The 9,033-nt window shown below is 43.2% G+C and carries 14 protein-coding genes; 7 read left to right on the forward strand and 7 right to left on the reverse strand.

The features are described 5' to 3' along the window. Positions 1–51 precede the first annotated feature (51 nt). The 7 genes from Selli1_RS10835 to Selli1_RS10865 all read left to right on the forward strand — a co-directional run bounded on the left by Selli1_RS10835 (position 52) and on the right by Selli1_RS10865 (position 5,418). Entirely contained in the window at positions 52–522 is a 471-nt protein-coding gene (locus Selli1_RS10835) for a winged helix-turn-helix domain-containing protein (RefSeq protein WP_270643452.1), read from the forward strand. Positions 523–648: 126 nt separating this feature from the next. Further along, positions 649–1,152, forward strand: coding sequence for an RNA polymerase sigma factor (locus Selli1_RS10840; RefSeq protein ID WP_157949571.1), 504 nt, complete (start codon positions 649–651; stop codon positions 1,150–1,152). A gap of 3 nt (positions 1,153–1,155) precedes the next feature. Beyond that, the gene (locus Selli1_RS10845; RefSeq protein ID WP_281872987.1) at positions 1,156–1,926 is read left to right on the forward strand and encodes a hypothetical protein; all 771 of its coding nucleotides are present in this window, start codon (positions 1,156–1,158) and stop codon (positions 1,924–1,926) included. Next, a complete protein-coding gene (locus Selli1_RS10850) occupies positions 1,898–2,782 on the forward strand; it encodes an ABC transporter ATP-binding protein (protein ID WP_281872988.1) in 885 nt (294 codons plus the stop codon). The genes Selli1_RS10845 and Selli1_RS10850 overlap by 29 nt, the downstream gene beginning before the upstream one ends. After that, on the forward strand, positions 2,782–4,017 hold the full coding sequence (locus Selli1_RS10855) for a DUF2705 family protein (protein ID WP_087416729.1): 1,236 nt from the start codon (positions 2,782–2,784) through the stop codon (positions 4,015–4,017). The genes Selli1_RS10850 and Selli1_RS10855 overlap by 1 nt, the downstream gene beginning before the upstream one ends. A gap of 76 nt (positions 4,018–4,093) precedes the next feature. Beyond that, complete coding sequence (locus tag Selli1_RS10860) at positions 4,094–4,510, forward strand: winged helix-turn-helix domain-containing protein (protein ID WP_087416730.1); 417 nt, start codon at positions 4,094–4,096, stop codon at positions 4,508–4,510. An 89-nt stretch (positions 4,511–4,599) separates the two neighbouring features. Next, a complete protein-coding gene (locus Selli1_RS10865) occupies positions 4,600–5,418 on the forward strand; it encodes a hypothetical protein (RefSeq protein WP_087416731.1) in 819 nt (272 codons plus the stop codon). 77 nt (positions 5,419–5,495) lie between these two features. Here the strand turns inward: Selli1_RS10865 and Selli1_RS10870 are convergent, their stop codons facing one another. From Selli1_RS10870 to Selli1_RS18535, 7 genes are all read right to left on the reverse strand, one after another. Next, positions 5,496–5,933 (reverse strand): hypothetical protein, encoded by a 438-nt coding sequence (locus tag Selli1_RS10870; protein WP_087416732.1) that lies wholly within the window; start codon positions 5,931–5,933, stop codon positions 5,496–5,498. A 17-nt stretch (positions 5,934–5,950) separates the two neighbouring features. Next, the gene (locus Selli1_RS10875; RefSeq protein WP_177311651.1) at positions 5,951–6,634 is read right to left on the reverse strand and encodes a cell division protein; all 684 of its coding nucleotides are present in this window, start codon (positions 6,632–6,634) and stop codon (positions 5,951–5,953) included. Positions 6,635–6,655: 21 nt separating this feature from the next. Beyond that, complete coding sequence (locus Selli1_RS10880) at positions 6,656–7,231, reverse strand: sigma-70 family RNA polymerase sigma factor (RefSeq protein WP_087162279.1); 576 nt, start codon at positions 7,229–7,231, stop codon at positions 6,656–6,658. A 15-nt stretch (positions 7,232–7,246) separates the two neighbouring features. Further along, positions 7,247–7,660, reverse strand: a complete 414-nt coding sequence (locus Selli1_RS10885) for a DUF3268 family zinc-finger domain-containing protein (protein WP_281872993.1) — start codon at positions 7,658–7,660, stop codon at positions 7,247–7,249. Between the two features lie 163 nt (positions 7,661–7,823). After that, complete coding sequence (locus Selli1_RS10890) at positions 7,824–8,102, reverse strand: hypothetical protein (protein WP_281872995.1); 279 nt, start codon at positions 8,100–8,102, stop codon at positions 7,824–7,826. Positions 8,103–8,164: 62 nt separating this feature from the next. Next, the gene (locus Selli1_RS10895) at positions 8,165–8,527 is read right to left on the reverse strand and encodes a hypothetical protein (protein ID WP_281872997.1); all 363 of its coding nucleotides are present in this window, start codon (positions 8,525–8,527) and stop codon (positions 8,165–8,167) included. Between the two features lie 67 nt (positions 8,528–8,594). Beyond that, entirely contained in the window at positions 8,595–8,915 is a 321-nt protein-coding gene (locus Selli1_RS18535) for a hypothetical protein (RefSeq protein WP_281873001.1), read from the reverse strand. Between the last annotated feature and the right edge of the window lie 118 nt (positions 8,916–9,033).

The raw sequence follows: 9,033 nt of genomic DNA on the forward strand, positions 1-9,033 counted from the left end.
GCGGAGAACTGCATATGGGAAATAAATATGGTGGAACGTGGGGGATGAAGCATGGATAAAGAAAAAACCGTAATATTTCTGGCGGCGTGGGGAAGGCGGTACGAAGCAGGTATGATTGAACTGGTACTTCGCACGACAGAAAGTTCCGGTCTGGTGAAGGAACAGATCCTGGCAAGGCTGGATGGAGGTCAGGCATTGCCGGATGCAGATCCGGTTCTTGAGTATTCTGGACTCTGTATTGACTCACTCCGCCACCAGGCGTCATATCAGGGGCAAGAAATTTCTCTGACAGAGAATTACGAATTTCACACCCTGGCGTACCTTGCCAGTCAGCCGGGTAGAGTCTACACGAAAGAGCAGATCTACCAGGCAGTCTGGAAGGAGGAACCTGTGGATGTAAGCAGTGCGGTGTTCTGTATCATCAGGAATATCCGCCAGAAGCTGCGGGAGGTAACAACAAAAGAATATATCCAGACCGTGTGGGGAGTCGGATACAAATTTGTGGATGTCCCAGGGGAATGAGCCCCTGGGATTTTTCTACAAAAAATAAAAAAATTGATTAAAAGTTGCTTTTTTCTTGTTTTCAAACGTTATACCTTATAAAAGGGAGTAAACGAGAACAAGATAGATGAAACTAGGAGAATTTTTGTGTTTGAAAAAAAGCTTGTGAAAAAACTTATCTTCGATGAGGGTGAGATAGAGACGTTAATACAAGAAAACTATAAATGTATATATAGATATTGTTTTTATCATGTGAGAAATAGGGAGGTGGCTCAAGATATTACTCAGGATGTGTTTTTAAAGTTCATAAAGGAAATAGATAGATATAAAGAATATGGTAGGCTGAAGAACTATTTATATGTTATTGCAAAAAATTCTATCAGGGATTACATCCGTAAAACCCAAAATGTGAATTTGAAATTAGTGGAAGAAGAATATGATGATGGCGGCATAGATAAAAAGTTAATGCAAATGAGCATATGGGAAGCATTGGACTCTTTGGATGATTTAGACAAGGAAATAATTATTTTGAGATATTATCAGGAACTCAGAATTAAAGATATTTCTCAGATAATAGATATTCCTGCATCCACTGTTCGATATAAATTGAAAAATGCTGAAAAAGCGTTGAAAAATAGATTGGAGTTATGAAATATGATAGATAAACGGTTAATGAAAGAACTGGGAAAAATAGAGGTGCCTTTATACGACATCCGGAAATATGAAGAAACTATTATGAAGGCTAAAGCAGTAAAATTGCATCCAGAAAAACAACGGATGTGTAATAAAGAATTTTTTATAAACCAGTTACGATTTATTAAAAAGAAAACATGGTTTCTAAAGTTTATTATTTCTATCATGATCTTATATGTAATTAGCACTGAACAAATTGATATTAGCGGTTGGACATGGACCTTGATCGCAGTATCTGGTCCTGCGCTATGTTTAATTAATGCGAATGAGATATGTAACATATTTCAGCCAGGAATGGTAGAAATACAAATGACAGCCAAAAACTCATTTGGCAAAGTGCTTATGGTTCGTTTGATAACATTCGGATTATTTGATTTAATTTTTTTTGTATGTATGGCGTTAGGAATGTCTATATTTAAAAAAACTATAATTTGGCAGGTAATACTATATGGATTAGTGCCTTATATCATTATGTGTTTTGGATGCATGATAATTTTAAATAGGTGCAGGGAGGAGAATATTTCGCTGTATTCTTTAACCTGGGGAGTATGTTTAAATTGTATAATTATAATTTCCAAAATATCAGATATAAGAATATACCAGGCATCTTACTTTAATATGTGGCTAGGCATAGGGCTAATAGCTTTTGGGGGCACGATAATAGAGTTACACAGACTTTTTAAAAAGACAGGAGGAAATCTGGATGAAATTAGCTATGGAACATCTGTCTAAACAATTTAAAAATAAAATTGCGGTAAAACAGATTGATACGGTATTAACAGAAGGAGTATATGGGTTTTTAGGTGCCAATGGCGCAGGAAAAACAACGCTTTTACAAATGATCTGCGGAATCATTGAACCTACATCGGGAGAAGTTAAAGTAAACGGTGAAAATAATTTACAGATGGGAGAGCGGTTTCGGGATTTATTGGGATATTTACCGCAGGAGTTTGGATATACGCCAGGTTTTACAGCGCAGGATTTTATGCTCTATATTGCTTCGATTAAAGGTTTGCAGCCGAAATATGCAAAGAGAAGAACAAGAGAACTATTAAAGCTGGTTAATTTAGAGAAAGAGGCAGATAGGAAAATCAGAACCTTTTCAGGAGGGATGAAGCGACGATTGGGTATTGCACAAGCTCTGTTAAATGATCCTAAAATTTTAATTTTAGATGAACCGACTGCAGGGTTAGATCCAAAAGAACGTGCGTATTTCCGAAATATAATATCTGAAATGTCAAAAGATAAAATTATCATTATATCGACACATATTGTATCGGATATAGAATATATTTCTGATCAGGTACTGGTGATGAAAAAAGGAAGCTTTATCTTGCAGGGAACACCAGAAGAGCTACTTGATAAAGTGAAAGGAGAGGTGTGGTCCTGCCATATTCCAAATAAAGACTGGACAAGATTTGAAGCGCAGTTTTGTATAGCAAATTCACATGCATTAGCGAATTATGTTGATGCCAGAATTGTGTCTTTAGAAGCTCCAATTGAGGGGGCTATTAATGTTGAACCAACTTTGGAGGATTTGTATTTAAAGTATTTTTCGGATGAGATGGAAGTAGGTGACAGAAATTAATGGGTGGAATGATTAAATATGAATGGAAAAAGATATGGAAAAGCAGACTAACACAAATATCAGTTATAGGATGTTGTTTATTTTTGATTTTTTGTGTTTATTCAAGCATTATTCAAATTACTGCAATAGATCAAAATGGCCAGACTGTAAGTGGAATGCAAGCTGTTGAAGTTTTGAAAGATACTCAGCAGCGGCAAGAATTAACACAGGATAGAGTGAATGAAATTGTAAATCAGTATTTAGAGTACGCTAATAACCCTGATACTAATTCCAATAACGAAGCGTACCATTACTTGTCTGAAGAAAAATATAGAACTTTTTATCAATCCAACAGAGAGTTACTGAGTTTGATTTCAAATGTATATAAGGAACCCGGCAGTAGTACGGACATAAAGGATGTTTTTGAGGAAAATGTCGGTAAAGATTTTATACAAGCACGTCTTGAGAGAGACCAGAAATATATTCAATCAAGAGAAGAGCGAGGCCAGCTTACGCCTGTTGAAGCAGATTATTGGGAGCGTGAAGTGGAAAAAATACCGGAATATCAATATGGTTATCACAAAGGCTGGGACATGATTTTAGATGCACTGACATGGCCTGTTCTGATTATGATGATTATTTGCATCGGAATCGCACCGATTTTTTCCGGGGAATATCAATCAAAATGCGACTCGCTAATACTATGTATGAAATATGGAAAAAGCAAATTGATTTTTGCCAAAATCATTACAGTGTGGCTATTTACGACCTGTGTATACTGGGGAATTACGTTAATTTATTCAGCAGTATATCTTGGCCTTCTAGGAGCTGATGGAGCAGCCCTACCAATCCAATTAAAATATCCTGCAGTATCCGTGGGATATCATTTAACAATGGGAGAGGCAGTTATTTATGCATTGGTTTTAGCATATTTCTTTACTCTGGGGATAGTGGGAATAACGCTTTTAATGTCTGCATTACTAAAAAACACATATGGAGTTATTATTATTGCTTTTCTTTTAATAATCATCCCCACCTTTTTATCACCAGATACCGGAGGATATACTTGGAGTCGTATATTGTCTTTATTCCCATCCAAAATTGCAGATTTCTCTTTCCAGTCCTATACTGCCTACAGTATAGGAAATGTGGTAATAAGGTGGCCAGATATGGCAATGATAGTAAACGGCGCCGGAGCTGTTATATTTTCTGCGATGAGTTATTGGATTTTTAGAAAACACCAAGTTAATAAATAAGTTGTAGATGATGAATATAAGCCGATAACTGAAATAATATGTCGTTAATTTGTAGTCATTTGAAAGCTGGTGAGAGATGAGGCAAATTGAAATCATCCTCCGTACCACGGATCCAGCTGGAAAGGTGACAGAGCAGATCCTGGCAAAATTCGATACAGAGAAGCCAGCGACAGAGAGTGATGAGGTTCTTCAGTATTCCGGTCTTCGCATAGATCCAGACAAGCACCAGGTTTCTTACCAGGGGAGCGTGCTTCCGTTGACGGAAACGTATGAATTTCAGACACTGGTTTATCTCTCCAGTCAGCCAGGAAGAGTTTTCACGAAAGAGCAGATTTACCAGGCAGTCTGGAAGGAGGAGCCGGTGGATGTAAGCAGTGCGGTATTCTGTGTCATTGCAAATATCCGCCAGAAGTTGCGGAAGGTTACAAAGAAAGAATATATCCAGACGGTGTGGGGAGTTGGATACAAGTTTGTAGATGTCCCAGGGGAGTGAGCCCCTGGGATTTTCTAATAGTATAGTAATTAGGGTGTATTTTTGATATTATGAATAGCAAAGGATTACAATTTGAGGAGATATTGCGTATGCAGATATTTTATGGAGAGAAAGATATAGATTATAACAACCCAAATGGATATGCTTTTCTTAACTGGCGTTTCGATGATTCTATGGGAGGTAATAATAAAGAAAATCCATTTCAAGGAATTAGTGATAATTTTGAAATGGGGAAAGCATACATGGCAAATGCCGTCATAGCCTTATATTCTATTATATATAGCCATAACCCTCAAAATATGGCAGATACAATGGTGTTCCCTGTTTTATTTAGTGTGTGGCATGGAGTGGAATTATGGCTGAAAAGTAGTATCTATGCGATAAGTTTGATAACTAATACGGAGACTAAAATGAATCAAAATCATAATATTAAGGATTATTTAGATGCATTACGAGAAAGATTAAGCGAATTAAATATGAATTCTACAGAAAAAATGGCATTATCAGAAGTGGTAGAATTAGTTGAAGAGTTCAAACGTGTAGATGCTCGTTTTGATTTTGCAAGATATTCATTTGATAGAAAAGGAAATTATCAATTTTATAATGCTCCTGTTGGGGATGACAAACAATGGCAAAAGGGGTTAGCGACTGATATACAAGCGGTGCCAAATACGTGTATTAAACTGGATTCATTATTTAATCTGATTTTAGGGATTACAGATCATTTTCGAGATTTTGTGGAATATTTAATATTGGTTATTACAGAAGGTGGAAAATTGTCAGATGATTATTATGAGGCACACATAAAAATTTGCAAGAATTTTGAAAAAAAGTTAGATGATAAGATTGAGGATGAACCCGATCCTCTGAGACAAATTATACGAGCAATTAATTTATACATCTTGTGAAAAGATAAGAGACGGTTTCGTTTCTGACGAGAAATGGTCCTGTACACCTGATTGATTCCAGTTGTACAGGACATTCTTTATTCTTCTGCAGCTACTTCTATCAGTTCTTCGTAACCAATCAGCGCCGGATCGTGAAACGCTTTTCCTGAATTTTCTTCCAGCGTGCGTTCTTTCTTAAAATAGAGCCGATAACTGTGGCCAGCCAGAAGCCGGGTATTTTTTTCCAGGCTGAAGCGGTATTCTTTCCCGTCTGCAGTACGGAAAAGCACCTGTTGGTTTCGAGTGAGGGGCGATTTCTCCCGCTTAACACAGGTGCCTTCCAGGATCAGGTAGTCTTCCGTCTTGATGGTACGATATAAAAGAAGGAAGCGGATGATGCAGCACACTCCAAGAAGCAGGCTCATGACCAGCAGGATGGTATCCTTCTGAGAAAGGGCATAAACGCCTCCAAACAGGACACAGAAAAGGCCGACTGCACAGATGGCAGCCAGCCGGGTAAATAATGGTTTCGGCATAGGGTTCTCCTTTCGGATCAAATCTTCTGGAATAGGATCTTCTGGTTCAGGTACAGGTTGCTGACCGCCTGCAGGATGGGATACTGGGCGTGGGTGATCTGCACGGTATCCGTAAGGGTGCTGCAGGTGTCTTCCGGCGAGGTGTAGAGCTTCTCCAGGATATCCTCTTCCTTCCGGATCAGGATGCCCCGCTCCATGCTGAGCAGCAGCTCTGCCGTGGACAGGGGCGCTTTTCCGGCAAGAGCCAGGACTTCCCGCTCCGTGGGCGTACATTTTGTCTTGCGAAGGAGCCGTGGGATGTCTTTTAGCTGCACCTGCCCTTTGGTGTAGAGCAGGAATACGCTGGCAAGCCGGGGAAGAAAACGGTCCTCAACGGGCGTGATGGTCAGCGTCCCCAAAAGCCGGTACAGGGCATCCACGGCGCTTACCCCCATCCCTTTTACCAGAAGCCCCCGCAGGAGCAGACGGTTCAGGTAATGGGACAGCGGCAGGGAAATGGACTGGCCGGAGTCTGCACAGTTCTTTTCAAACAGACGCTCCAGTTCCGGATAAGTCAGGATCTGGAAGGCCAGGCAGCTCCACACCAGAAGCTCCTCTTTGGACATCCCGTATTCCTTCTGGTTGTTGATCACATGGGGGACCGGTTTCCCGTTCACATTTACAAACTGAAGACTGCCGACAGCGGTATAGAGCGTAAGCATAAAAGTTCCTCCTTTATATGTTCAGGATAACAGAGCGCACAGCGCTGCATCCTGCTGTAAAAATCTGCGGGCTTTGCTCTGCCAGGCCCGGATATGGTTGGAAGGCACCTGGTAGTGAGCGGACAGCTCCTTGGCCGAGTAACCCTCAAGCTGGAAGCAGAGGGCCTCAATGCCTTTTTGGATGGTGCTGCACTGGGAGGCTTTGAGCGTCTCCAGATAAGCACCTGCCGCCGTATCTTTCAGTGCCAGGGGCGCTGCATCCGGCATTGCTTCCTGCTCCTGGCCAATCTGCAGGGCCGGCATAGCATCCAGCAGGTCTTCCTGCAGCGGGCAGAAAAGATCTTTTCCCCGGATTTCGTGACGCCAGGAGTCATAAATGGCATTGCGGATAGCAGCTGCAGCGTATGGAGTGAAGGGGAACCCTTCCCCGCAGGAGACAGCTGCCCGGCACAGGGCCAGGTATCCGATCTGGCAAAGTTCCTGCCGCTGCTCGCTGGTTAAAGGGCTTCCGTTTGTCATTGAGCGGATGATCTTTGGGACCAGATCCATATGATCTTCCGCCAGCTGCTTCTGGGCGGGTGTCATGGGCTTTACCATCGCATTTCCCTCCCTTCAGCCTGCCGCCTGGAGGCGGGGGCGCTGGTTCGCCAGAAGTTTTTTGGACTCCCGGATCACCTGGTCGCACATATAGTTCCCGAACATCCCGATGTGTGCCTGCTCATCGGAGAGACAGAACTTGTCCGCGATCCAGTGATAGGCGTCGGGGCGGCTTAAGATTCCCCTCAGCCAGATCTGGTCAAAGATCTGATGTGCCAGCATCCGTTTCTTACGAAGTTCCTGGTCTGCCAGCGTGCCTTTGGGGATCCGGGTTCCGGGGTGGACACCTACATAGGCGTCACATTTGGGATAGTTGCTGCATACATAAACCTTGCCGCCGTAGGACTTCTCCCCATAGACGAAGGAAGCGTCCCGGAGGATGGCAGTGCCGCCGCAGTATGGGCAGCGGATGGATTTCTTCTGTTTCATAGTCTGTTCACCTCAATTTCATACGTATGGCATAAGTACGGCATACGTTTATCATTCTCTACGTATTGCTTACTTATAGTGTAAGGATAAAGGTGACAGATGCCCATAGGATGAGCGCCGAAACTGGTCCCAGATCCGGACCAAATGGCACGTTTCACCATTTTTACGGCCAGTCAGAGTAAAAAATGGCCTTGATCAGCGGAAACAGGCCGCTGTCCGTGAAGCGCTCATAGTTGACCGGTGTGAAGATGAATCCGGCGCAGAAGATACGCACCAGAAACAGGATCACCAGAACCTTGCAGATCAGGTACAGCCGCATGGTGCGGGGCGTCCAGGGCTTTGTGGGGCGGAACTTCCGGTACAGGATATACAGCATGGGGAGAAAGATCAGGGTGGTAAATGCCCTGTCGATCCAGCAGACAATCAGAATCAAATAACTCATGTGATGCTCCTCCTTTCGTTTTCTTACTTATCCCATACGTAGAAGCCCTGCAAAACGCAACTTTACCAGTCATAGCAGGCTGCCTCCTGGAGACGCAGCAGTGCCTCCGGAAGACAGGGGGCTTCAAGCAGCCCTTCTTTTTCCAGATAGGGCTGGTACAGGGAGATAAACTGCTCCATGGTCAATGCGCCGGCGCACTCGGTGGGCTCTGGAAGCCGGGCGAAAAGAAGCCTGGCATCCCTCATGAGGAGGACACAGGGCTTCCCCTCCGGATCCGGATGGTATAAAAAGTCCGGCTGTCTGCAATATCCCGGAGCTTTGCAGGAAACGCAGCGCACATATACGCACTGGTGCCAGTTCCCCTCACAGCAGTCCAGAAAATGGCGGATATGCCTGGCGTCCGCCGTACAGTGGGTTCGTTCCATATCTGTCACCTTCCATAGAAACAGGCGGCCCAGTAATAGGAACCGCCTGTTAGAGTCAATGTGTGGGTTATTGGTTATCCTTCTGTTTCCGTCTGTGCAGATACAGGACGGTCAGTGCTCCGGCAAGGACAAGAGCGCCTGCCCCGATGCCAAGGTAAAGAAGGATGGGTGCATCATCCCCAGTCTTGACCGGATTAGAAACGGAAGGTGTTTCCGTCGGTTCTTCCGGTACTTCCGGAGGATTTTCGGAGAGATGTACGGTCTGTCCCGCATCGTCAATATCCTTGTGAGAGCAGATCTCCCGCTGTGTCCCGTCTGCATCTACATAGTAGAGGGTTTCAAAGACAACCAGGGATTTTCCTGCAAGGGAGCTGCCGTCTGGTCCTATGTCAAGAAAAAGTACAAATTAAATATGCCCTTTTAATGTTGAGTTACCCTGCTAAAGCTTCAGCTCTTTCATCTAACGCTGCATAGTATTCTTTTTCATACTGATCTGGCGAAAGATA

This window comes from Sellimonas catena (assembly GCF_027924685.1).
In the GTDB taxonomy this organism is placed as follows: Bacteria; Bacillota; Clostridia; order Lachnospirales; family Lachnospiraceae; genus Sellimonas; species Sellimonas catena.